Origin of the sequence: Hoeflea marina (genome assembly GCF_003182275.1) — a bacterium.
GTDB lineage: Bacteria > Pseudomonadota > Alphaproteobacteria > Rhizobiales > Rhizobiaceae > Hoeflea > Hoeflea marina.
In genome coordinates, this window is record NZ_QGTR01000004.1 from 576892 (window position 1) to 600165 (window position 23274).

Annotated in this window: 22 protein-coding genes and 1 other RNA gene; 9 read left to right on the plus strand and 14 right to left on the minus strand. The window is 66.0% G+C overall.

Annotation, left to right across the window (positions count from 1 at the left end):
* Position 1 precedes the first annotated feature (1 nt).
* From rsmH to DFR52_RS18130, 6 genes are all read right to left on the minus strand, one after another.
* A complete protein-coding gene (gene rsmH / locus DFR52_RS18105; protein ID WP_110033386.1) occupies positions 2 to 1027 on the minus strand; it encodes a 16S rRNA (cytosine(1402)-N(4))-methyltransferase RsmH in 1026 nt (341 codons plus the stop codon).
* Positions 1028 to 1041: 14 nt separating this feature from the next.
* Positions 1042 to 1491 carry a division/cell wall cluster transcriptional repressor MraZ gene (gene mraZ / locus DFR52_RS18110; RefSeq protein ID WP_110033387.1) on the minus strand — a complete coding sequence of 150 codons (450 nt, stop codon included), beginning with the start codon at positions 1489 to 1491 and terminating at the stop codon, positions 1042 to 1044.
* 342 nt (positions 1492 to 1833) lie between these two features.
* Positions 1834 to 2220: RNase P RNA component class A (rnpB, locus tag DFR52_RS18115), an RNA gene on the minus strand.
* Between the two features lie 94 nt (positions 2221 to 2314).
* Positions 2315 to 2827 carry a lytic transglycosylase domain-containing protein gene (locus tag DFR52_RS18120; RefSeq protein WP_110033388.1) on the minus strand — a complete coding sequence of 171 codons (513 nt, stop codon included), beginning with the start codon at positions 2825 to 2827 and terminating at the stop codon, positions 2315 to 2317.
* A gap of 267 nt (positions 2828 to 3094) precedes the next feature.
* A complete protein-coding gene (locus DFR52_RS18125) occupies positions 3095 to 3868 on the minus strand; it encodes an N-acetylmuramoyl-L-alanine amidase (RefSeq protein ID WP_110033389.1) in 774 nt (257 codons plus the stop codon).
* Complete coding sequence (locus tag DFR52_RS18130) at positions 3865 to 4575, minus strand: J domain-containing protein (protein WP_110033390.1); 711 nt, start codon at positions 4573 to 4575, stop codon at positions 3865 to 3867. The genes DFR52_RS18125 and DFR52_RS18130 overlap by 4 nt, the downstream gene beginning before the upstream one ends.
* 128 nt (positions 4576 to 4703) lie before the next feature.
* Between DFR52_RS18130 and DFR52_RS18135 the strand changes: the two genes are divergently transcribed.
* Complete coding sequence (locus DFR52_RS18135) at positions 4704 to 5609, plus strand: DMT family transporter (protein WP_110033454.1); 906 nt, start codon at positions 4704 to 4706, stop codon at positions 5607 to 5609.
* A 10-nt stretch (positions 5610 to 5619) separates the two neighbouring features.
* On the plus strand, positions 5620 to 6003 hold the full coding sequence (locus tag DFR52_RS18140) for a RidA family protein (RefSeq protein WP_110033391.1): 384 nt from the start codon (positions 5620 to 5622) through the stop codon (positions 6001 to 6003).
* A gap of 7 nt (positions 6004 to 6010) precedes the next feature.
* Here DFR52_RS18140 and DFR52_RS18145 read toward each other — a convergent pair whose 3' ends face one another.
* The 3 genes from DFR52_RS18145 to DFR52_RS18155 form a co-directional block, all read right to left on the minus strand.
* Positions 6011 to 6403, minus strand: coding sequence for a hypothetical protein (locus DFR52_RS18145; protein WP_110033392.1), 393 nt, complete (start codon positions 6401 to 6403; stop codon positions 6011 to 6013).
* Entirely contained in the window at positions 6400 to 6651 is a 252-nt protein-coding gene (locus tag DFR52_RS18150; RefSeq protein WP_110033393.1) for a hypothetical protein, read from the minus strand. The genes DFR52_RS18145 and DFR52_RS18150 overlap by 4 nt, the downstream gene beginning before the upstream one ends.
* A 68-nt stretch (positions 6652 to 6719) precedes the next feature.
* Positions 6720 to 7253, minus strand: coding sequence for a winged helix DNA-binding protein (locus DFR52_RS18155; protein ID WP_110033394.1), 534 nt, complete (start codon positions 7251 to 7253; stop codon positions 6720 to 6722).
* A 130-nt stretch (positions 7254 to 7383) separates the two neighbouring features.
* Between DFR52_RS18155 and DFR52_RS18160 the strand changes: the two genes are divergently transcribed.
* Positions 7384 to 11013: a hydantoinase B/oxoprolinase family protein gene (locus DFR52_RS18160; protein WP_110033395.1), complete on the plus strand. Its 3630-nt coding sequence runs from the start codon at positions 7384 to 7386 to the stop codon at positions 11011 to 11013.
* A 104-nt stretch (positions 11014 to 11117) separates the two neighbouring features.
* On the opposite strand, the gene DFR52_RS18165 is transcribed toward DFR52_RS18160, so the two are convergent.
* Entirely contained in the window at positions 11118 to 12590 is a 1473-nt protein-coding gene (locus DFR52_RS18165; protein ID WP_158284998.1) for a putative bifunctional diguanylate cyclase/phosphodiesterase, read from the minus strand.
* A 363-nt stretch (positions 12591 to 12953) separates the two neighbouring features.
* Between DFR52_RS18165 and DFR52_RS18170 the strand changes: the two genes are divergently transcribed.
* Together DFR52_RS18170 and DFR52_RS18175 are read left to right on the plus strand one after the other, a co-directional pair.
* Positions 12954 to 13805, plus strand: coding sequence for a glycoside hydrolase family 25 protein (locus DFR52_RS18170; RefSeq protein WP_110033397.1), 852 nt, complete (start codon positions 12954 to 12956; stop codon positions 13803 to 13805).
* A 115-nt stretch (positions 13806 to 13920) separates the two neighbouring features.
* Positions 13921 to 15108: a lytic murein transglycosylase gene (locus DFR52_RS18175; RefSeq protein WP_110033398.1), complete on the plus strand. Its 1188-nt coding sequence runs from the start codon at positions 13921 to 13923 to the stop codon at positions 15106 to 15108.
* Positions 15109 to 15117: 9 nt separating this feature from the next.
* Here DFR52_RS18175 and DFR52_RS18180 read toward each other — a convergent pair whose 3' ends face one another.
* Both DFR52_RS18180 and DFR52_RS18185 read right to left on the minus strand, forming a co-directional pair.
* A complete protein-coding gene (locus DFR52_RS18180; protein ID WP_110033399.1) occupies positions 15118 to 16128 on the minus strand; it encodes a 2-dehydropantoate 2-reductase in 1011 nt (336 codons plus the stop codon).
* Between the two features lie 58 nt (positions 16129 to 16186).
* Complete coding sequence (locus DFR52_RS18185) at positions 16187 to 17824, minus strand: cation:proton antiporter (protein WP_110033400.1); 1638 nt, start codon at positions 17822 to 17824, stop codon at positions 16187 to 16189.
* 296 nt (positions 17825 to 18120) lie between these two features.
* Here DFR52_RS18185 and DFR52_RS18190 point away from each other — a divergent pair, with 296 nt between their 5' ends.
* The 3 genes from DFR52_RS18190 (at position 18121) to DFR52_RS18200 (ending at position 21019) form a co-directional block, all read left to right on the plus strand.
* On the plus strand, positions 18121 to 19059 hold the full coding sequence (locus tag DFR52_RS18190; RefSeq protein WP_110033455.1) for a sialic acid TRAP transporter substrate-binding protein SiaP: 939 nt from the start codon (positions 18121 to 18123) through the stop codon (positions 19057 to 19059).
* 69 nt (positions 19060 to 19128) lie between these two features.
* Positions 19129 to 19695: a TRAP transporter small permease gene (locus DFR52_RS18195; protein ID WP_110033401.1), complete on the plus strand. Its 567-nt coding sequence runs from the start codon at positions 19129 to 19131 to the stop codon at positions 19693 to 19695.
* Positions 19696 to 19738: 43 nt separating this feature from the next.
* Complete coding sequence (locus tag DFR52_RS18200) at positions 19739 to 21019, plus strand: TRAP transporter large permease (RefSeq protein WP_110033402.1); 1281 nt, start codon at positions 19739 to 19741, stop codon at positions 21017 to 21019.
* Between the two features lie 56 nt (positions 21020 to 21075).
* Here DFR52_RS18200 and DFR52_RS18205 read toward each other — a convergent pair whose 3' ends face one another.
* Together DFR52_RS18205 and DFR52_RS18210 are read right to left on the minus strand one after the other, a co-directional pair.
* On the minus strand, positions 21076 to 21321 hold the full coding sequence (locus DFR52_RS18205; protein ID WP_110033403.1) for a hypothetical protein: 246 nt from the start codon (positions 21319 to 21321) through the stop codon (positions 21076 to 21078).
* A 120-nt stretch (positions 21322 to 21441) separates the two neighbouring features.
* Positions 21442 to 21921: a DUF421 domain-containing protein gene (locus tag DFR52_RS18210; protein WP_110033456.1), complete on the minus strand. Its 480-nt coding sequence runs from the start codon at positions 21919 to 21921 to the stop codon at positions 21442 to 21444.
* Positions 21922 to 22236: 315 nt separating this feature from the next.
* Here DFR52_RS18210 and DFR52_RS18215 point away from each other — a divergent pair, with 315 nt between their 5' ends.
* Positions 22237 to 23181 carry a tyrosine-type recombinase/integrase gene (locus tag DFR52_RS18215; RefSeq protein WP_110033404.1) on the plus strand — a complete coding sequence of 315 codons (945 nt, stop codon included), beginning with the start codon at positions 22237 to 22239 and terminating at the stop codon, positions 23179 to 23181.
* The last annotated feature ends 93 nt before the right edge of the window (positions 23182 to 23274 follow it).

The following is a 23274-nucleotide window of genomic DNA, read 5'->3' on the forward strand; positions in this document are numbered from 1 at the left end:
CTCAACCTCCGAACGCCGCGAGCGCGGCGAGATTGGGAACGGGAAGGATGGACATCTGCACCGCGCCGGCCGGCGCTCCGGTTCGCAGGCCGGCGCGCAGCTTGGCCGAACGGGCGCGGGGATTGAGCTGGCACTCGTCCTCGCCGGCGGTGACCGGCTGCTTGCCGATCGGCGTGAAGGTGGCGGCGCGGTCGATCTGCTCGGGCAGGTGACGCGAGCCGGCTGCCTTGCCGGAACGATCCTGGAAGAAGCGCTTGACGATGCGGTCCTCGAGCGAATGAAAGGTGACCACCACCAGACGCCCGCCGGGCTTGAGCGCGCGTTCGGCGGCAAACAGCGCCTCGGCCAGTTCGCCGAGTTCGTCGTTGACATAGGTCCTGAGCGCCTGGAAGACGCGGGTGGCCGGGTGGATGCGGTCCTGGTGCTTGCGGGGCGCCACGCGCTCGATCATCCGCGCCAGCTGCCGCGTCGTGGTGAAGGGCTCCTTCAGGCGGTCGGCCTCGATGGCGCGCGCGATGCGGCCGGCATGCCGCTCCTCGCCGAGCAGACCAAAGACCCGGGCAAGGTCATTGGCCTTCATCCGATTGACGACATCGGCGGCGCTGACGCCGCTCCGGCCCATGCGCATGTCGAGCGGGCCGTCGCGCATGAAGGAGAAGCCGCGCTCGGCTTCGTCGATCTGCATCGACGACACGCCGATGTCGAGCACGACGCCGTCGAGGCTGGCGGGCTCGACATGGTCGAGCAGTTCGGAGAAGCGGGCATGGACCAGCGTCAGCCGGTCGCCGTGTTCGGCCTTGAGCGATGCACCCGCGGCAATGGCGTCGGGATCGCGGTCGAAGGCGATGACGCTGGCGCCGGCCCTGATCAGCGCCGTCGTATAGCCGCCGGCGCCGAAGGTGGCATCGACCATGACATCGCCGCCAGCGGGCTCCATGGCCGTCAGGACCTCCTTGAGCAGAACCGGAATGTGGCGATCAGGTCCGCCATCAGCGTCAGTCATGCTGTCGCCTTTGTCCGCCGCCATTCCGTTTCTCCGTTCTATGCGGGTGGCGGCGTACCGCGCATCCGCTCCTTTCGGGCTTGCTGCTGCATGGTCTCGAATGCAGACGGCTCCCAGAGCTGAAAATGATCCCCGCGCCCGGCAAAGGTCACCCTGTCGGTGATCCCCGTGAAGTCGCGGATGAAATCCGTCATCATCAGACGGCCCTCGCCGTCCAGTTTCATGAAGACGCCACCGCCATGAATGAGCAGCGACATCTTGTTGGCTTCCGGGGAAAACGGGTCCTGCAACCCGATCATGCGCTCGAACCGGTCGAGAACCTCCGGTCCGGCAACGCTGATGGCTGGAAACACGAAGTCCTGATAGACGTACAATTCCTCGGTCGCCGTTCGCGCCAAGACGGACCGGAACACCGACGGCACGGAAACCCGGCCCTTGGCGTCGATCCTGTTGGTTGCATTCGAAAGGAACCGGTTTGCTACGCTCAACCGCCGTTTCCGCCCATCGCCCGCATTTCATAGATCCCCCGGAAATTCTCCGCTCCGCCTGCAGCACGACGTCCGGATCGTCACGGACGTCAGGGCCTGGTTCCGCCCGGAACCTGACCATTCTGGGTGCTGGAGCAGCGGATGACCGCCTGCTGATCCTGTGGATTTGGGATAACATGGGCCTATATGGGCGTCAATGGGAAATGGCTGTCAGGCGCGCGCGAGACGCCACCCCGTCAATACCTTGTCAACCTTAACAAATGCTTGCGACCGACCGTCCGCGGACGCGGAAAACCCCCGCCATGCCAGGCATGCCGGGGGCTCAATCCGCTCTGGATCTGAAATGCCAGCCGGCCTGTAAGCCGGGTTCTGTATGGCCCCGCTTGCGCGGAACGTGGCAGCCATTCCTCTGGGACGTGTCTTGCAACACGCCTCAAGCAACCTACCCGGATGACTGGCCTGGAAACCGGCCGGCTTTCGCCGCGTCATCCCTATTCGGTCTTGCTCCCGGTGGGGTTTACCGTGCCGCTTCCGTTGCCGGTCGCGCGGTGGGCTCTTACCCCACCCTTTCACCCTTACCCGCCAGAGGCGGGCGGTTTGCTTTCTGTGGCACTTTCCCTGGGGTCGCCCCCGCCGGCCATTAACCGGCACCGTGTTTCCGTGGAGCCCGGACTTTCCTCGCCTCGCAGTCTTTCGACCCTAGCGAAGCGCGGCTGCCCGGCCGACTGGCCGCCGCTTGATAGACGAAGCCTTCCGCAATAGCCAGCCATTGCCGGGGCGGCGCGGAAACTTCCCCATGACGCCGCGGCAGCGGCGCGGATCATCAGCCCATCTGGCCCTTGACCTTGGTGCAGTAACGCGCCGAGATCGGATTCATGCGCTTGGCGCCATGGCCGGCATTGTACTTGAGGATGGTCTGGCAGGTGGCGCCGCCGCCGAGCTTGTGGGCCGCCGCGAGATACTTCATGCCGTACTTGATGTTGGTGTCGGGATTGTAGAGCCCTTTGGCCGAACCGGAATAGCCCATCATCCGCGCCGTGGCCGGCTTGATCTGCATCAGCCCGATCTCGCCGTGCGCACCGCGGGCCGACGGACGATAATTGCTTTCGATCCGGACCACCGCATGCGCCAGCGCCACCGGCACCCCGTACTGTTTCGCATAGCTGGCGATGATCTTGGCATAGGGACGGGTGGCGTAACCGGACACGCCGGTGCTCAATGTCAGCTTGTCCGTGCTGATCGAGCCGGTGGTTTCGGCGGAGACTCCTGTCGTCTCGCATCCCGTCAGCGCAAGGCAAAGCAGGGCCGCAGCAGCAGCCGTAAGCAGATTTCGCATATGTGTGTAGACTCCGATGGCGCCATGCCGGCCCCCAAGGAGGGCGGGACATACCCCTGGCGCATTGATCTTCATCCGGGGCCTGGCGCGAACATCTCCGCTGCCGTCCCCGGCGTGACGAGATTGCACAAGCAGCATCGGACTGGCGCAAATAAGGCAGGAGCAGATCAGTTTCATCCACAGCAATAAACTTGCGTTACAGAATGAAATATACGCAATCTTAATCAAATGTTCAGAAATCAACTACACGCGAGGCGGGGGTCTGCTTCAGCCGACCAGTTGCAGGCTCGACAATAGCCTGTGCAGCGTGCCGATGGTCGACATGTCGGCGACACCGTCGACACGCTCGGGACGAAAATGGCGCTGGAAGGCGCGCACGTCCGCCTCGGTCGCCACGTCGAAACGGCCGTCTACCGGAGCGCCGTAACCATACAGACTCAACATGGTCTGCAGCGCCTCCACCGGCTGTCCCTCGTCGCCCAGCTGGAAGAAGCGCCCGCCGGTGACCGGAAGCGGCTCCACCCAGTGGCCCACGCCCTGGCGGTGCAGCGTCTCCCACGGAAACCATTCGCCCGGATCCTGCTTGCGCGTCGGCGCCACGTCGGAATGGGCCAGCACCCGCTCGGGCGCGATTGCGTGGCGGGCGATGATGTCGCGGCAGAGCCGCACCACCGCCGCGATCTGCGGACCCGGAAAGGCGGTCGGCCGCCAGCTTGGATCCGGTGAATGCCCGGTATGGGCGATCTCGATGCCGATCGAGGCCGAATTGATGTCCGTCTCGCCCTTCCAGACGCTCTTGCCGGCGTGCCAGGCGCGCGCCGATTCCGGCACCATCTGGGTTACCAGCCCACCCTCGTCGACGAAGTAGTGCGACGAGACCTGGCTTTCCTCGGTGCACAGCCAGTCAAGCGCCGCCTTCGCAGTCACCATGCCCGTGTAATGAAGAATGATCATGTCGGGGCTGCGGCCATTCGCCCGCTCGCCAGCATTCGGCGACGGCCTGACAAGCGCAGGCAGAAAGTCCGGGTCAAATCCGCTCATGCAGCGGCCCGGGACTTCTCGATTTCGCCGTAAGCGGCATTCAGCATTGCCATCCGCTCATTGGCCAGCAGCATGAATTCGTCGGGCACGCCGCGGGCGGCAAAGCGGTCGGGATGGCTCTCGGCGGCAAGCTGACGGTAGCGCTTGCGCACCTCGGTAAAGGGAGTGTCCGGCGTCAGACCCAGCACGGCGAAGGGATCGACGCCGTCGGGATGGACATGGCGGGCGAGAATGCGATCGAAATGCGCCTCGTCGACCTCGAAGATGTCGGCGACATGGGCGATGAATTCGAGTTCCTTGTGGTGGATCAGCCCGTCCGCCTTGGCGATGTGGAACAATCCGTCGAGGATGTCCTCGAGCATGGCGCAGTTGGCGTTGCCCGATCCGCACATGCCCTTGATCCGCTCGGCATAGACATCGAAGCCGGCAACATCCTGCTTGGCCAGATTGTAGAGCCGGGCGACATTGGCCGCCTCTTCCGGCGGCACGGCAAAGATCTCCTGGAACGCCGCCACCTCGGCCGGCGAGACGATGCCGTCGGCCTTGGCCATCTTCGCCGACAGCGCGATCACGGCCACGGAAAACGCCACCCTGCGGCGGGTTTCCGGGTCTCCGGCAAACACGGTGCGCACCGCTTCGACGACGCTGGAAAAGGCGTTGGAAGCGGTTTCGCCGATGGCGTCGATGAGGCGGCTGAAAACGGACATTCCCCTGTTTAAGCGATTTGCTCTTAAAAATCGAGTGCTGCGATGCAGCAACATCGATCAAAAGACGGAATGGACTGTTCACTTCGATTTCATTGGACCGCGCCCACCGCAAGCGGCTAACGCAGGCCATGCAGGATCCGACCCCAGCGGCCGTTGCCGCCCCCGCCAAGACCACCCACCCGCTTGCCGGCCTCGCCCTCGGCCTGGTCGGCGTGATCATCTTCGGCGCCACGCTGCCGATGACGCGGATGGCGCTGGAGGGATTTTCGCCCGCCTTCATAACATTTGCCCGCGCGCTGATCGCCGCCTGCGTCGCCGGAGCCACGCTCAGGCTTCTCAACAGGCCATTTCCGCACCGGGAGGCACGCCCGCTGATGGCCGCCGGCCTGCTGCTCGTCTATGGCTTTCCGGGCTTCTCGAGCGTCGCCATGCAGACGGTGCCGGCCGCCCATGGCGGCGTGGTCCTCGGCGTGCTGCCGCTGATGACCGCGGCCTTCGCCGCCCTCTTCGGCGGCGAGCGTCCCGGCCCGGCCTTCTGGGCCTGGAGCGTGGCGGGCGCGGCGCTGGTGCTGGTGTTCTCGCTGTCCGGCGCCGACATCGTGCCCGGCATCGGCGACCTGTGGCTCGGCTGCGCGGCGCTGTCGGCGGCCTGCGGCTATGTGATATCCGGCAAGCTGGCGCGCAGCCGCCCCGGCTGGGAGGTGATCAGCTGGGCGCTGGTGGTGGTGGCCCCGATCTCGCTCGGCGGCACGCTGCTGACGGTGGAGAGCGGCGTCCTCGCCCCCGACGCCCCGGCGCTGATGGCGCTCGCCTACCTCTCGCTCGGCTCGATGTTCGCCGGCTTCATCTTCTGGAACCAGGGCCTGGCGCTCGGCGGCATTGCCCGCGTCGGCCAGGTGCAACTGATGCAGAGCTTCGTCACCCTCGGCCTGTCGGCGCTCCTGCTCGGCGAGACCGTCACGCCGGTGATGCTCGGCTTCGCGGTGGCGGTGGGGTTCGTGGTCTGGTGCGGCCGCAAGGCGCGGATAGGGTGAGGACCTGACGATGGAAAAGCGACGAATCAACGCGGCCGGCGCTCCCCAGCCTTCGGGCGGCTATGCCCAGGCGATCGAGATCAGCGGTGCCGGCAGGATGCTCTTCGTCAGCGGCCAGATTCCCGTCGCCGCTGACGGGAAGGTACCAGAGAGCGCCGAGGACCAGATGCGGCTTGCATGGGCCAATGTGCGAGCGCAGCTCGAGGCGGCCGACATGAAGCTGTCCGATCTAGTCAAGGTCACGATCTACCTGGCCGACCGCGGCGACCGCGAGGCCAATCGCGTCATCCGCAAGGAGGTGCTCGGCGAGCTGCAACCGGCCCTGACGGTGGTGATTGTCGGAATCTTCGACGAAGCCTGGAAGGTCGAGATCGAAGCGATTGCCGCCGCCTGACCCTCGTTCAGGTTCCGCGGCCTGAATCCGGAAGCAGTGCGATTCTTCGCGCCAGCTCTGTGTCGACACGTCCGGCAGAGTAATGCTCGCCAAGAAGATCGCGCCTGAGCAGGTCGGGATTCCCCGACAGAAATTCCTCCGCGGTCGCAGCCGGGCATCGATGCATCCGCTCGGCGATCAGGCTTATATGGGCGAAGGTCACGGTGGCGTTGAACTTTTCCGGTACCCCGGCCTTCTCGACCAGCATCTTCAAACCGTCCGCATAGACCAGCAACGCCCTGAAGAAGTCGTGCGCGGCAAGCGCCTCGAAGGCGACGCCGACATGGTCGGCATGGGCGAACCCAGCCGGATCGAGTTCGCCACTGACCATCAATTCGAGCTTGGCGCGGTACGGACTCACCGGCTCTGCTCCTCGCTCATGCCGTGGCTGTCGGCGGCGGTGAGATCCAGGTCGTAGACGGATTTGAGCTGCGCGATCTTGTCCATGGTCTGCGGCCCGAAAGGCGCTTTGCCCTCGAAGGCATGCAGCGCCATCGCCTCGATCAGCTCGGCGACGGAAATGTCGAGATGCTCGGCGGTGGCCTTCATCACCTTGAGCAGCCGCTTTTCGATCCGAAGACCGGTCTGGACGCGTTCGATGGTTTTCATGCGGAAATCATGCCGTATCGCGACAATGGTGTCAAGGTACCAAGATAACAGACACCATATGCGTCCGCCTACATGCTCGCCGCAGCCCTTGACGCCTGGTCGTACTGGCCCGAGAGCACCCGCATCAGCGCGGCGATCTCGCTGATCCGGCTCTCGTCGAGGCCCAGTGTCGCGGCCGATTCCACCAGCAGCTTCTCGCGCAGCGCGCGGTAGCGCAGGCACAGCTCTGCCCCCTCGCGGGTGATCCGCGCCGTCTTCTCCTTGCCGCGCCGGCCCGATTCCACCAGGCCGAGTGCCTGCAGCTTCTTGAGCGCATAGGCCACCACATGGGTGTCCTCGATGTTGAACATCATGCACAGCTCCGCCTGGCTCTTGTCGCGGCTGCGGTGGTTGACGGCGTGCAGGATCTGCACCTCGATGCTCGACAGGCCCTCGCCGCCGGCCGCCGAACAGCAGCGCGCGATCCAGCGCTGATAGGCATTGCCGAGGATGACCAGCGCGTATTCCATCTCCGAGAGCGCCGGCATGGCGCCGTCGGCGAGATGGGAGGCCGCCACCACCGGTCCGATGCCGCTCCTCTTACCGTCAGCCTTCCGATCCATCGCTTCTTACGCTCACATTTTATCGACATAATGTTGACGACTTGTCATTTTGTGCATTATACCCGGACGTCCCGCCTTGTCCATGCCGGGATGCGAGCGGGCCGGACAGTTCACGCCAAGGAGACGATCGATGACACAGGGAACCTGGGATTTCTGGATCGACCGCGGCGGCACATTCACCGACATCATCGGCCGGGCGCCGGACGGTACGCTGCACCAGCGCAAGCTGCTGTCCGAGAACCCCGAGGCCTACCCCGACGCCGCCATCCAGGGCATCCGCGACCTGCTCGGCATCACTGCCGACGACGCCATTCCCGCCGAGCGCATCGGCCACGTCAAGATGGGCACGACGGTCGCCACCAACGCGCTTCTGGAGCGCAAGGGCGACCGCACGCTGCTGGTCATCACCAAGGGTTTCCGCGACGCGCTGCGCATCGCCTACCAGGCCCGGCCCGACATCTTCGCCAAGGAAATCATCCTCCCCGAGCAGCTCTACGAGCGCGTCATCGAGGTCGAGGAGCGCATGACCGCCGTCGGCCGGGTGCAGCGCACCCCGGATATCGATCCGCTGGAGATCGAGCTTGCCAGGGCGCGCGCCGACGGCATCGACGCCGTGGCGATCGTGCTGATGCACGCCTGGAACAACCCGATCCACGAAACCCTGGTCGAGGCCGCCTGCGTCCGCGCCGGGTTCTCGCAGATCTCGGTCAGCCACCAGGTCTCGCCGCTGGCCAAGCTCGTCGGCCGCGGCGACACCACAGTGGTTGACGCCTATCTCTCGCCGATCCTGCGCCGCTATGTCGAGCGCGTGGCAAGCGTGCTCGGCGCCACGCCTTCGGGCGAACCCGGCCCGACGCTGCAGTTCATGATGTCGTCGGGCGGGCTGACCGCCGCCGACATGTTCCGCGGCAAGGACGCGATCCTTTCCGGCCCCGCCGGTGGCGTGGTCGGCATGGTCGAGACCGCGGCGCTCGCCGGCTACGGCAAGGTCATCGGCTTCGACATGGGCGGCACCTCCACCGATGTCGCCCATTACGACGGCGACTACGAGCGCGCCTTCGACACCGAGGTGGCAGGCGTCCGCATCCGCGCGCCGATGATGCGCATCCACACCGTGGCCGCCGGCGGCGGCTCGATCCTGCATGCCGACGAGGGCCGCTTCCGCGCCGGCCCCGATTCCGCCGGCGCCAATCCCGGCCCCGCCTGTTATCGCCGTGGCGGCCCGCTCACCGTCACCGACGCCAATGTCATGCTTGGCAAGTTGCAGCCGGAATTCTTCCCCGCCATCTTCGGCGCAGGCCAGGACCAGCCGCTCGATGTCGACGTCGTCCGTGCCCGTTTTGCCGAACTTGCGGAAAAGAACCCCGGCAAATCTGCCGAGGACATTGCCGAGGGGTTCGTCACCATCGCGGTCGAGAACATGGCCAACGCGGTCAAGAAGATCTCGGTGCAGCGCGGCTATGACGTCACCCGCTACCTGCTCAACTGCTTCGGCGGCGCCGGTGGCCAGCATGCCTGCCTGGTGGCCGACGCGCTCGGCATGGAATCGATCCTCATCCATCCCTTCTCCGGCCTGCTCTCTGCCTATGGCATCGGGCTTGCCAGCGTGTTTGCCTCGCGCCAGCAGGCGCTGATCAAGCCGCTGGGCGAGGAAAGCCGCGCCAAGGTGCAGCAATTGGTCGACGATCTCTGCAAGGCGGTGTTCGAGGAACTGGCCCAGCAGAGCCTGCCGGACGACGCCATCTCCTGGCGCCCCGTGCTGCAGCTGCGCTATGACGGCACCGACACGCTTATTCCCATCGCATTCTCGGATTTCGACTTCGACGCCGCCCGCAAGGAGTTCGAGACCGCCCACAAGGCCCAGTTCGGCTTCATCTACGACAACAAGACGGTGATCATCGAGGCGGTCTCGGTCGAAGGCATGGACGACCGCGGCGACGAGCGCAGCGAACCGGAATATCCGCTCGACGCCCGCGCGCTCGGCGACGGCGAGACACGCAAGCTCTATTCCGGCGGCGAGTGGCGCGACGCCCGCGTCGTCCGACGTGCGGGCCTGAAGCCCGGCAACCGGCTCGCCGGCCCGGCCCTGATCATCGAAGCCAACCAGACCATCGTCATCGAGCCGGGCTGGACCGCCGAGATCAACGCCCGCGACCACGTGGTGCTCACCCGCCACGAAAAGCTCGCGCGCGCCCAGGCCATCGGCACGAAAGAGGCCGACCCGATCCTGCTCGAGGTCTTCAACAACCTCTTCATGTCGATTGCCGAGCAGATGGGCCTGACGCTGCAGAACACCGCCTATTCGGTCAACATCAAGGAGCGGCTCGACTTCTCCTGCGCCGTCTTCGACCGCACCGGCGCGCTGGTTGCCAATGCGCCGCACATGCCGGTGCATCTGGGTTCGATGGACCGCTCTGTGGAGACCATCATCAAGCTCAACGAGGGCGACATCCATCCGGGCGACGTCTTCGCGCTCAACGCCCCCTACAATGGCGGCACCCATCTGCCCGACATCACGGTGGTGACGCCGGTGTTCGACGATGAGGGCGAAACGATCCTCTTCTGGGCCGCCTCGCGCGGACACCACGCTGATGTCGGCGGCACAGCACCCGGCTCGATGACGCCGCTTGCCACCACGGTGGACGAGGAAGGCGTGCTGATCGACAATTTCCGCATGGTCGATCGCGGCCGCTTCTGCGAGGAGGAACTGGTCAAGGTGCTGACCGACCACCCCTACCCGGTGCGCAACGTCACCCAGAACGTCGCCGACCTGAAGGCGCAGATTGCCGCCAACGAGAAGGGCGTCGCTGACCTCCGGAAGATGGTCGCCGATTTCGGGCTCGACGTGGTCGAGGCCTATATGGGCCATGTCCAGGACAACGCGGCCGAAAGCGTCGCCCGGGTGCTCTCCACCCTGTCGGACTGCGAATACGAATATCCGACCGACACCGGCCAGGTGATCCGGGTCAAGATCTCGGTCGATCGCGAGCGTCGCGAGGCCACCGTCGATTTTACCGGCACCTCGGAGGCCACCAGCAACAACTTCAACGCGCCCGAACCGGTGACCCGCGCCGCCGTGCTCTATGTTTTCCGGGTCATGGTCGAAAAGCCGATCCCGATGAATGCGGGCTGTTTGCGTCCGATCAGGATCATCATCCCGGAAGGATCGATGCTCAAGCCTGCCTATCCGCGCGCCGTCGTCGCCGGCAATGTCGAGACCTCGCAGCATGTGACCAACGCCCTGTTCGGCGCGCTGAACTCGCTTGCCAACAGCCAGGGCACAATGAACAACCTGACCTTCGGCAACGCCAAGCACCAGTATTACGAGACCATCTGCTCGGGCTCTCCCGCCGGCTACGAGAATTCCGGCCGCGGCTTCGACGGCACCTCCGGCGTGCATGTGCACATGACCAATTCGCGGCTCACCGATCCGGAAATCCTGGAGATGCGCTTTCCGGTGCAGCTCGAGGATTTCCACATCCGCGAGGGCTCCGGCGGCAAGGGCAAATTCAGCGCTGGCGACGGCACCATCCGCACCATCCGCTTTCTCGAGACGATGGAACTCGCCATCCTCTCCTCGCACCGCAACCGCGCGCCGCTAGGGCTTGACGGAGGCGGTGAGGGCCAGGTGGGCATGACCCAGGTGCGGCGCCTCGATGGCAGCATCGAGACCCTCAAGGCCTGCGACCAGACGGTGCTTGAGGCCGGCGAGGCTGTGATCCTGACCACGCCCACATCCGGCGGCGTCGGCCGCGCCTGACGATCGGCCGGGGATGAGACACGGGGGCCGGGGCCATCGGCTCCTGGCCCCTGGCGACCGCACGGGCATTGCCGGGAGCGGGTCGTTTCTGGCCGCGACCGGCGTCAGCAGCTGACGGCCAGCCTCAGCCGCGGCATGCCGCCGATGCGCGATCCGTTGAGCGGAACCAGCCGGCGCGTGAGCCCCACCTGCATGGCCGGCAGCGGGACGCCGGCGGCTCCGCCCTGGAACCGGGCGACGCCCAGCCTGCGGGCGGCGGCGAGATCTGCCTCGGTGTCGATTCCTTCGAGCGTCACCCCGGCGCCGAGCGATCCCGCAAAGCCGACCAGAAGCTGCAGCAGGTTTTCCTCCCGCCCCTCACCGGCGAACTGCCGCATCTGCTCCATGTCGATGCGCACCTCGTCCACGCCCGCCTCTTGCAGGGCGGCGAGATTGATTTCACCAAGTCCGAAACCGCTGACCGACACGCTGACGCCGAGCCCCCGCAGGCCGTCGATCGCCGGCTGAGCCAGCGGGGCAAAGCCGGCGCCCAGCGCGTCCGACGTCACCGACAGCGTCAGGCGCTCCGGCGCCACATCGAATTCGGCGAGCAGACGGCGGATCTGCTCGGAAAAGCCGGGCTTGATCAACTTGCGGGTGGAAACCGGGATCAGCACTGCGATGTCTTCCGGCCACATCGACGCATCGGAAATTGCCTTGCGAAGCATCCACCGGTCGATCTGGGTGATGAGGCCTGCCTCCCTGGCCAGCGGCAGGAACAGCGTGGGCGCGACATCGCCATGCTCGGGATGAGTCCACCGCAGGCACGCTTCGTAGAGGCGGGTGTCGAGCGAGACGGCGTCGGCGACGGGACGGTAGTCAAGCCGGAAGCCGTCGCCGGCCAGCGCCATCCGCATCGAATGCTCGAACTGGCGCCGGAGTTGCAGATCCTCGTCCATGTCGAGGGTAAAGAAGCAGTGGCTCGGACCGCTGGTCTCCTTGGCCTGGTAGAGCGCCAGGTCTGCGCGCTTGAGCACCGTCGACACCGTCTCGTCGGCCGGGGTCATGAAGGCGATGCCGATGCTCCCGGACGTATCGATCTCCGCACCGGCATGCCTGACGGGACGGAACACCGCCGCCTGCAGCGCAAGGACGAACTCCTCCACTTCGCCGCGGCCCGGCGCCCCGTCCCAGATGATGACGAACTCGTCGCCGCCCAGGCGGTAGACCGACCGGCTCTCGCCGCAATGGGCCTTCAGCCGCCGCGTGATGGCCAGCAGCACCTCGTCGCCGGCGTGGTGGCCCATCGTGTCGTTGATGACCTTGAAGCGGTCGAGATCCAGCAGCAGCATTGCCGGGCGGCGCTCGAGATCGAGACCGGCGGCCATGATCGCGGAGACGTCCTCGCTCAGGGCATGCCGGTTGCGCAGGCCGGTGACGGCGTCGTGATAGGCGGTGTGGCGCAATTGGTCGGTGCCCGCCCGTTCGCTTTGCAGCTCGGCCCTCAGGCGCGACTGGGCTCGTCCGGCAAGCGCGAACATGCCGCCGAGCAGCAGCGGAGAAGCGAGCGCCGCTCCCCAAACCGCGCAGGTGGCCACAGTCAGAGCGATGTCCGAAGCGGATGCGGATGGGGCCCATGCCCCGACGACGAGTGTAAGGGGCGCAAGCGCCCCGATTGCCGAACCGGCGATTGCATATCGCCCTTGCATGTCCGGCAGAAACGAATTTAACATCATGTTAAACGCTCCTAATCCTGCGCGAATATGAGCAGACAGGAATTAACGCCGGGTTAATAAGCGATGCCGCGATTAACCACTGAATTCGCCGCTGGCCGAAAACCCTGTTGATCTTGCCCCTGCGGTGTGATTCACATCAGCCTCGGAAACGGCGGCAACCATGGCAGGACGATCATGCCGGCGCCGTGACCGGTACGGAAAACCCGACACCGAGCCCTGCTTCCGATGACCGCCAGCCAGTCCCCTACCCGATTTCCGCGCGACGCACCCAGGCGCCTTGCGCCGGCACTGCTTGCCGGCCTCGCGCTGGCGCTCGCCGGCTGCTCGGCGAGCGACTCGCTGTCGGGGCTGGAGCCGGTGCGCACGACCACCAGCACGAAGGTCATCGGCACTGCGCGCTTCGGCGACGCCAAGCCGATGGATTTCGGCGCCAATCATCCCGGCCGCTATCCGGTTCACGGCATCGACGTGTCCAAATACCAGGGCGAGATCGACTGGGAGAAGGTGCGGGCCAACGGCATCGCCTTTGCCTTCATGAAGGCCACCGAGGGCGGCGACCGCAGCGACGCCCGCTTCGGCCAGTACTGGCGCCAGGCGGGCCAGGCAGGAATCGTCCACGCGCCCTACCATTTCTACTATTTCTGCACCCCGGCCGCCCAGCAGGCGGCTTGGTACATCGCCAATGTGCCGCGCGCCAGCGTGAAGATGCCACCGGTCATCGACATGGAATGGAATCCCCAGTCGCCGAGCTGCAAGCTGCGTCCCGACCCGGAGACCGTGCGCAGCGAAATGCAGATCTGGCTCAATGCGGTGGAGCGGCATTACGGCAAGAAGCCGATCATCTACACCACCGTGGATTTTCACCGCGAGAATCTCAACGGCCATTTCCGCGGCTATCAGTTCTGGTTGAGGTCGGTGGCGGCGCACCCGGAGAAGATCTACCCCAACCATCACTGGACCTTCTGGCAGTATACCGGGACCGGCGTGGTGCCGGGAATTGAAGGCGACGCGGACATCAATGTCTTCGGCGGCTCGCAGAAGGCCTGGCGCGACTGGTTGAAGAAGCACGCCGGCTGATGCGGGATTGGCGACGCGGCGGTCGCAGCACAAGGCGGGCCGGACAAGGGCCGTCACCTCATCATCGCCACAAAACTGCGGTGCGCTCTCAACCTCATCAGGAGTAAAAGCCATCATGTCATCCCCGTTCCCACTCGCCCTTCTGCTCGCAAGCCTTGCCGCCACCCCGGCGCTGGCGCAATCCGCGCCCTGCGGAGGCGACTTTTCTGCTTTCCTCGACGGGGTCAAGGCGGAAGCCGTCGGCATGGGACTGCCGGCCGAGGCCGCCGACAAGGCGCTGCGCAATGCTGCCATCGACAGGAAGGTGCTCGCTCGCGACGGCGCCCAGGGCGTGTTCAAGCAGACTTTCCTCGAATTCTCCAAGCGTTCGGTCAGCGGCGGGCGCATGGGCATCGGCCAGAAGAAGATGCAGCAATATGCCTCCACCTTCGAGCGCGCCGAACGGGACCATGGTGTTCCCGCCGCGGTGATCACCGCCTTCTGGGGCCTGGAGACCGACTACGGCGCGGTGCAGGGCGATTTCAACACCATCAACGCGCTGGCGACGTTGTCGCATGACTGCCGCCGACCGGAGCTGTTCCGCCCGCAATTGCTGGCCGCCATCGAGATGGTCGCCCATGGCGACCTTGATCCCGCCACCACCACCGGCGCCTGGGCCGGGGAGATCGGCCAGGTGCAGATGCTGCCGGTCGACATCATCCGGCATGGCAGCGACGGCGACGGCGACGGCCACGTGACGCTGAAGACCAGCTCCGAGGACGCCATCATGACGGCGGCGCGCTTCATCGAGAGCCTCGGTTGGCGCCGCGGCGAGCCGTGGATGGTCGAGGTGACGCTGCCCGACGGCGCCTTTCCCTATGAGAAAAGCGGTCTCGAGGGCACGATGACCGCCGGCGACTGGGAGCAACTCGGCGTCAGCGCGCGTGGCGGCGCTGCATTGCCGGCCGCGCTCAAGGCCGACCTGCTGATGCCGCAGGGCCGCAAGGGCCCCGTCTTTCTCGCCTTCCCGAATTTCTCCATCTATCTGGAATGGAACCAGAGCTTCATCTACACCACCTCGGCTGCCTATTTCGCCACCCGGCTGGCCGGCGCCCAGCCCTACACCGCCACCAGCCCGGAGCCGGGCCTCGACGATGCGGGCATGAGGGCGCTTCAGGAGAAGCTGGCGGCTCTCGGCCATGATGTCGGCAAGATCGACGGAATTCTCGGAGGCGGTACCCGCAGCGCTGTGCGCAAGGAGCAGATCCGCCTCGGCCTGCCGGCCGACGGCTGGCCGACCCCGGCGCTGCTCGCCGGGCTCTGACACCGGACCTCAGGCGCGCGGGGACAGCACCGCGCGCCTGAGCGCCTCGCCGGAATAACTGCGCGGTGCCTCCGCCGCGAAGGCGGCCTTCACCAGTTCGATGATCCGGTCGTTGGCCGGCGTGGCGATGCCGTAGCGGCGGCCCAGCGCCGAGATTTCTCCGTTCAGCCAGTCGATTTCGGAGACGCGTCCGCGCTCGAGGTCGTCAGCCATGGACGAGCGCGCCTCCGCGTCGATCCTGAGCATGCCGGCGGCCAGGCGGACGAACAGCCAGTCGGGCAGTTCCAGCACCGGCGCAAGCAGCGCCGGGCCAACCCTGCCGATCCGCGCCGGGCTTATGCCCGCCGCGGCGAGCACGGTCCGCGCTTCGCGGATGGTCGCCGCCAGAACCTGGCGGTAGGGGCGGATCGACAATTGCCGCTTCAGCGGCAGGCCCGACAGGGCATTGACCGCGTTGTTGAGATTCTGGATGAGCTTGCCCCACTGCACCGCCCTGATGTCATCGCTGGCATGGGCGGGGAGTCCCGCCGCCAACAGCAGCCGCACGAGCGACTCCCCCGCACCGCCGGCCTCGATGACGAGATCGCCCTCCGTGCCGCGGTGGAAGCGGCTGGCACCGATCTGCGCCACGTTGAAGCCGACCACGCCCGCCAGCACCGGCCTGCCGGGCAGACATTGCCGGATGAGGTTGGCGTTGGAGACGCCGTTCTGCAGGCTGACGACGGTCGCCTCCGGCTGGACCACGGAGGCCAGCAGCTCACCCGACCGGCGGGTGGCTTCGCTCTTGACGCAGACCAGGATCACCTCGCACCCGCCGAGCGCCGCGGGGTCCTCGGCGAAGTGGAAACTGCCGGGGGCCGCGAGCGCGCGCCGCCCGTCACGGCCGGTTAGCTCGATGCCGTGTGACAGCCTCGCGCCCATCGCCGCGCGTCCGACCAGCACCGGTGCCGAACCCGACGCCGCCAGCATGCCGCCGACATGGCAGCCGATCGATCCCGCCCCGAGAATGCCGATCTTCATCCCACCGCAACTCCGCTGTCATCGCCACCGCCGCGCGGGCCCGCCCAGGTTTCCTGGGTCATGCGCCCTCGCCGCCCCTTCCGGCGGCTCGATCCGGCGCCGGCGCGTCATCGGCATCGTCGCCGATTCCAGGCTGCGCCGCGTCGTTGATCGAGGGCGGCTGCCCGGAATCGGACCCTGTGGTCGAGGCTGGCGCCACGTCGCCAGTTGCCGTCGCAACATGCTCCGTGGTCGGCGCAGTCGCATCCGGTGAAGGCGCATCCCCTGCCGCTGCTGTCCGGACCGAAGCGCGCCGGGCCCGGCGCTGGTAGAGGGCGAAACGGGCGGCACGGTAGCGCGCCCGGCTCCACCAGAACGCCTCCTCGAGGGCTTCGCGGCCGCGCTCGACCTCGCCCAGTTCGTCCTGGTAGGCTTCCGCCAGCGCATGGCGATAGGTGTCGAGGCTTTCGCTGGCGATGCGCTCGATGCGCTCCATCAGGTTGAACCAGATGGGCGAGGCAAGCAGCGAGATCGCCGTCACGGCGATGGCGAGGCGGTAGATGTCGCCGCCGAGCGCACCTGAGGCATAGCCGGCGGCAGCAAGCACGAAGGAGAACTCGCCGATCTGCGCCATCGAAAGGCCAGCCAGCAGCGCTGTCTTCGGGTCCGATCCGGTCAGCCGCAGCAGGAAGATGTTGAGAGAGGTCTTGATGGCGATCACCAGCAGCGCCACCGCCAGCACCAGCAGGATGTTGGACCAGATGTAGTCGAGATCGATGAGCAGTCCGATGGACAGGAAGAACACCACCAGCAGGATTGACTGGATCGGCTCGATCACCGGGATGACCCGGCTCCTCAGCGTCGAATTGCCGACCACGATGCCGGCGAGGAAAGCGCCATAGACCGGCGACAAGCCGGCCAGGCCCGAAATCGAGGCGGCGGCGAAGCACAGCGCCAGCGCGCCCAGAGCCAGGATGTCGACATTGTCCTCGATCGCCTCGGCGAAGGGAATCCTGATCTTCGGATGGCGGCCGAACCACCACAGCAGCCCGCCGAGCAGCAGCACCGCCACCACCACCCTGAAGACCACATCGCCCAGATCGAAGCCCTCGCCGCCGAGGCTCGACACCAGGATCAGCATCGGCACCACGGCGAGGTCCTGCGCGATCAGCACGCCGACGGCGATCCGCCCTGGCGCGCCGCGCAGCTCGCCCATGCCGTCGAGCATCTTCATCGCCACCACCGTGCTCGAGAGCGCGATGATGAAGCCGAGGATCAGCGCTTCCGACGGGCTCGCCCGAAGCCAGAGCGCCAGCAGCACCGCAAAAATCATCGACACCACCAGCTGGCCGCCGGCCACCAGCACGGCCTGCCGCAGCGTGAGCACGAAGGCCTTCACCGAAAGCTCCATGCCGATGAAGAACAGGAGCACCACCACGCCCATCTCGGCCAGCAGCGCCACGCTTTCCGACGAGGTGATCAGCCCCATTCCGGTGGGACCAAGCACCAGGCCGGCAAGAATGAAGCCGACCAGCGGCGGCTGCCTCAGGCGCATGAAGCCGAGGCCGAGAAGCGCCGCCACCGCCACGGCGATGGCGATGCCCACCAGAGCGTCGCCATGATGGGCGGACTGCACGGTCGCATCCACCGCTTGTGTGGCCGCCTCGACCACACTGCCGGCCGCCTCCGCTGCTTTCGTCGCCAGATCGGTTTCCATCCAGTCCTCCTTGCCGGATAAGCCTAGAGGATCGGCTCCGGGCAAGAAAGGGCGGCGGCCAAATTCGCACCGCCGCCACGGGCTCGGCGGTGGCCGCAGCCGTGGATAAAGGTATCGACGGGGACAAGGCGCTTGCCATCATACTAGTATGTTAGTATGGAATTTGCATCATGCCGCAAGATATCCGCATGATGCAGAGGAGCATTGGGAGATGACCTCCGTCGAGGTTGTTGTAGTTTTGGGAGGAACTATCCGTGAAGATTCAAGATATTGCACTGGCCGCACTGGCAACCACGATGTTGACCGCGACATCCGCCCCGGCGTTTGCAGCGCCAACCACGCTGAAATGGGCCCATGTCTACGAAGTCAGCGAACCGTACCACACCTGTGCCGTGGCGGCCTCCGATCTTCTGGCGAAGGCGACCGGCGACCGCTACAATATCGAGGTCTTTCCGGCCTCATCGCTCGGCAAGGAAGTCGACATCAACGAGGGCCTCGGCCTTGGCACGGTGGACATCATCTACACCGGCCAGCTGTTTGCAGGCCGCGCCTACGGTCCGATCGCCATCGGCGGCGCGCCGTTCATGTTCCGGGATTACGATCACTGGGACAAGTTCCGCAACTCCGAACTCTTTGCCGACATGGCCAAGGGCTATGAAGACGCCTCCGGCAACCACATCACCTCGATGACCTATTACGGCCAGCGCCACGTCACGTCCAATGTCGAGATCAAGACGCCGGCGGACATGAAGGGCCTGAAGATCCGCGTGCCCAACGCGCCGCTCTACATGATGTTCCCGATCGCCGTCGAGGCCAATCCGACGCCGATCGCCTTCGCCGAGGTCTATCTGGCGCTGCAGCAGGGCACAGTGGACGCCCAGGAAAACCCGCTGCCCACGATCCAGGCGAAGAAATTCCACGAGGTGCAGAAATACATCACGCTGACCGGCCACATCAGCGACGCGCTGATGACCATCGTCGGCGGCCCGACCTGGGGCGGCATGAGCGCCGAAGACCAGGCCGCCCTTGATGGCGTGCTGGATGAGACCGCCAAGTGTGCCAGCGACCAGATCATCGCGAAGGAAAAGGAACTGGTGCAGTGGTTCAAGGACAACGGCGTCACCGTCAACGAGGTTGACCGCACACCCTTCCGGGAAGCGACGATGAAGCTGCACAACGGTCCCGACGCCACCTGGGACCAGGAGACCTACGACCGGTTGCAGGCCATCCAGTAACCCGGACGGACGCATGCGTTGCGCGGCGGCCGGCGGTCGCCGCGTCCCGGTCCCCTCGGAGGTTGCCTGATGTCGAGAGATGACAAGTCCCAAGATGAATCCGCGATCGCCAAGCTGATCCACGAGGAAGACGAGGACCTGACCGGATTCCAGTGGGATGACGGCCTGGTGCTCGCCGTCTTCTGGTCGCTGGCCTTCGTCGTGTTCCTGCAGTTCTTCACCCGCTACGTGCTCAACAATTCGCTCGGCTGGACCGAGGAGATCGCCCGCTTCCTGCTGATCGCCGTGACCTTTCTCGGGGCCATCATGGCGGTGCGGCGCGAGAGCCACATCGCCGTCGAGCTGGCGTTCCGCTGGCTCTCGCGGCCGGTGCGCAAGGCGCTGCAGTATCTCATCGATGTCGTCTCGCTCGTCTTCTATGCCTTCATGGGCATTCTCTGCACGCAGGTGGCGGGCAAGACCCAGCAGAAGATGGTGTCGATCGATTTTCCGAAATCATCGCTCTACTGGTTCATCGCCGCCTGCTTTCTCGCCATGACCATCTATGCGGCGCGCGTCTTGTGGCGCCACGCAAGGACCGGAACGAGCCGGCTGATCGATCCCGAAACCGCCAGGGCCATCGGCCCGACGCTGTGACCCACCGCCCCATCGCCCCCGAGGCCTCGAGCAAAGGCACACCATGCTTCTGACCCTTCTCTTCGTCATGGTTCTCGCGCTGATCATGCTCGGCGTTCCCGTCGCCATCGCGCTGGCCGGATCGTCGGCGGTGTTCATCCTGCTCGACGGCCACGTGCCCGGGCTTGTCGTCGCCCACCGGATGATCAACGGCGTGGATTCCTTCCCGTTGCTGGCCGTTCCCTTCTTCATCCTGGCCGGCAACCTGATGAACACCGCCGGCATCACCGAACGCATCTTCGATTTCGCCAAGGCGCTGATCGGCTGGCTGCCGGGCGGGCTCGGCCATGTCAACATCGGCGCCTCGGTGATCTTCGCCGGCATGTCGGGCGCGGCGGTGGCCGACGCCGGCGGGCTCGGCGCCATCGAGATCAAGGCAATGCGCGACGCCAACTACGACCCGGGCTTTGCCGTGGGCATCACCGCGGCGTCGTCGACCATCGGCCCGATCATCCCGCCGTCGCTGCCGATGGTGATCTACGGCGTCGTCGCCGGCGCCTCCATCGGCCAGCTGTTTGCCGCCGGCTTCATTCCCGGCCTGTTGATGGCGGTGGCGCTGATGGTCATGGTCGCCTTCTACGCCCACCGCTACAACTATCCCCGTGACCAGGCGTTCCGCGTCTCGGTGCTGGGCCGCGCCTTCGTCCATGCCTTCCTGTCGCTGATGACCCCGGTGATCATCGTCGGCGGCATTCTCTCGGGCGCCTTCACCCCGACGGAAGCTGCCATCGCCGCCTGCGCCTGGGCGCTGGTCCTCGGCCTGTTCGTCTACCGCACGCTGACGCTGCGGCGCTTCCTCAAGGTGTCGCTCGACACGATCGAGACCACGGCCGTGGTGCTGTTCATCGTCGCCGCCGCCTCGATCTTCGCCTGGATCCTGACCTCGAACCGGGTGCCCGAGCATTTCGCGGCCCTCATCCTCGGCGTCTCCGACAATCCGATCGTCGTGCTGCTGCTGATCAACCTCATCCTGCTCATCGTCGGCTGCTTCATGGAGACGGTGGCCGCCATCACCATCCTGGTGCCGGTGCTGCTGCCGATCGCCGTGCATGTCGGCGTCGACCCGGTGCATTTCGGCGTCATCCTGGTGCTCAACCTGATGATCGGCCTGCTCACCCCGCCCGTCGGCATGGTGCTCTACGTGCTGTCGCGCGTCTCCAAGGTGCCCTTCGAGCGCTGCGTCACCGCCACCGCACCGTTCCTGATCCCGCTGTTCGCGGTGCTGATGCTGGTGACCTTCTTTCCGATCTTCACCATGTGGCTGCCGACGCTGCTCTACCGCTGAGGCAGTCCCCTGCGGGGGCGACCCGGGCGGTACGGCGGGCGCCGCATGCGCGAGCCCTACAGCCGGTCGAACTCGTCCTTGTCGGTGGGCATAAGCATGACGCCGGTCGCCACCGCGGCAAAGCCGAAGGTGGAGCCGAACGACACCATCAGGATGAAGACGGCGGCCACGCGGCTCGACGAGCCGAGCACCAGATCGCCGAACCCGTTGATGTTGAACCAGACGAGCCCGGCGGCAATCAGCCAGCCGACGGCGACGCCGAGCCCGGTGTGGAGGAGCAGGAAACGGATCAGCTTCGGCATCGGCGTGTCCCCGACTGACGGCACGTATGGGCCGCATCGCTTGGCCCCCAGTCTCGCACGGATCGACTTGCGGCGCCGCGTGACAGATGCGCGCGGACCACGGCCCGCGCCGCGCCCGCCTCAGCCCGCCTGGAAGACCGTGAGCGAGCCGTCGGTTTCCAGGACGACGGAGTGCTGCGCCGACAGTTCCGCCCTGCCGTTCGAGTGCAGCGCCGCGGTGATCTCCTCCTTCGTCACGCGCTCGGCGCGCAGCGCCCTCTCCTGGTAGACGCCGCGATGGACGAGCAGCGTCGGCCGGCTCTTGATCAGCGCCTGGAAGGGCTCGTGGCGCACGGACAGCCAGGTGATGGTGAACTGCAGCGCGATCAGCAGCCCGAGCGCCACCAGTCCCTCGACCAGCGGCACCGACTTGGTGAGGATGATCGTGGCCAGCATGGAGCCGAGGCAGATGGTGACGATGAAATCGAAGGCGTTGAACTTGCTAAGCGTGCGCTTGCCCGACCCCCGCAGCATGACGATAAGCCCGGCATAGGCGAGCACGCCGGTGACGAGGATGCGGCCGATGCCGGCCCAGCTGTCAAAGAAGATCGGATCGTTCATGGCGCCTCGCAGACGGGTATCGACCGCGACCCGTTCGGCGGCGCGAAGTCTGTGTTCACCGCCCGGCAGGGTCACATCCCATTCAATCCGCCTCCGCTGCATTGGTTCCCTTGCGAAGCGAAGGTCGGAGCAGCAATCGTGCCCGCATCGCGGCACACGACGGTCCGTCATCAAGGGCATGACGGAGATGTCGGTTGCGTTCCGCCGCCTGCGACCGAATTTCGCTCGCGCGGCGAAGCCAGTCAGCCATCCCCCTTGCCAAATGTCCGGGCTTCCGCTCAACCCGCTGCATGCGTGGTGAGTGGAGACAAGTTCATGATAAGTTTGCAGGATTTCCAGCAGTTCGAGTCCTATTGCCGTGACCAGCTCGGCCTTGGCGAGCACAGCCTGCGCGCCTACCGCCAGGACCTGACTGCCTTTCACCGCTTCCGGGCTGCGAGCGGTGATGCTGGACCGGTCGCGGCGGCAACCCTGCTTGCCTTTCATCAGCATCTGCGGGACGAGAAGCGCGCAAGTCCCGCCACCATCAGACGGCGGTTCATCACGCTGCGATCGTTCTTCAAGTGGCACGGCGAGGAGACCGCCACCGCTTCCCCCTTCACCGGCCTGCGGCTGGACCTGAAGATCCCGAGGCGGCTGCCGAGGCCGGTGGACCGGCCGACGCTCGCCCAGTTGCTGGGATCGACGCGCCACATCGTCGAGCTTGATGCCGGATGCCCACCGGCCAGGGCCGACGGCGGCTATTCCAGCGATCAGGTCAATGGGCTGATGCTGCGGCTGCTGGTGGTCACCGGCCTGCGCATCGGCGAACTCACCGGTCTGACCCTTGCCCAGGTCTCCGGCGCGGCAACCCGCATCAGGGTTCGCGGCAAGGGCAACCGCGAACGCACCGTCTATGTCGCCAACGAGCGCCTTGTCATCGATTTCCGCACTTATTGGGACTGGCGCCGCAGTGCCTCGCCGCCCGGCGCGCCGCTGTTTCTCAACGCGCAAGGCAACCGCCTGACCGCGCCGGCCTTCCGCAAGCGCCTCAGGCTGATGTCCGAAAGCCTGTCGATCGCCCCCTATCTGACCCCGCACCGCTTCCGCCACTCGGCCGCCACCCTGCTGATCGAGGAGGGTGTCGACATCCGGATCGTCCAGCGCCTGCTCGGCCATGCCAGCATCTCGACCACCGAACTCTACACCAGGGTCTCCGACAACTCCCTCGTCCAGGCCATCCAGCGCGCCGACACGCTCGGCCTGGTGGATGGGAAGTGATAACTCGGAATTATGAGCGCTAGCGAAAAGCTCTCCAACAGCCTCTCTGGCAATATCGTTTTTCTGGCGGCCAACCAGCCGGACGGATTCCCC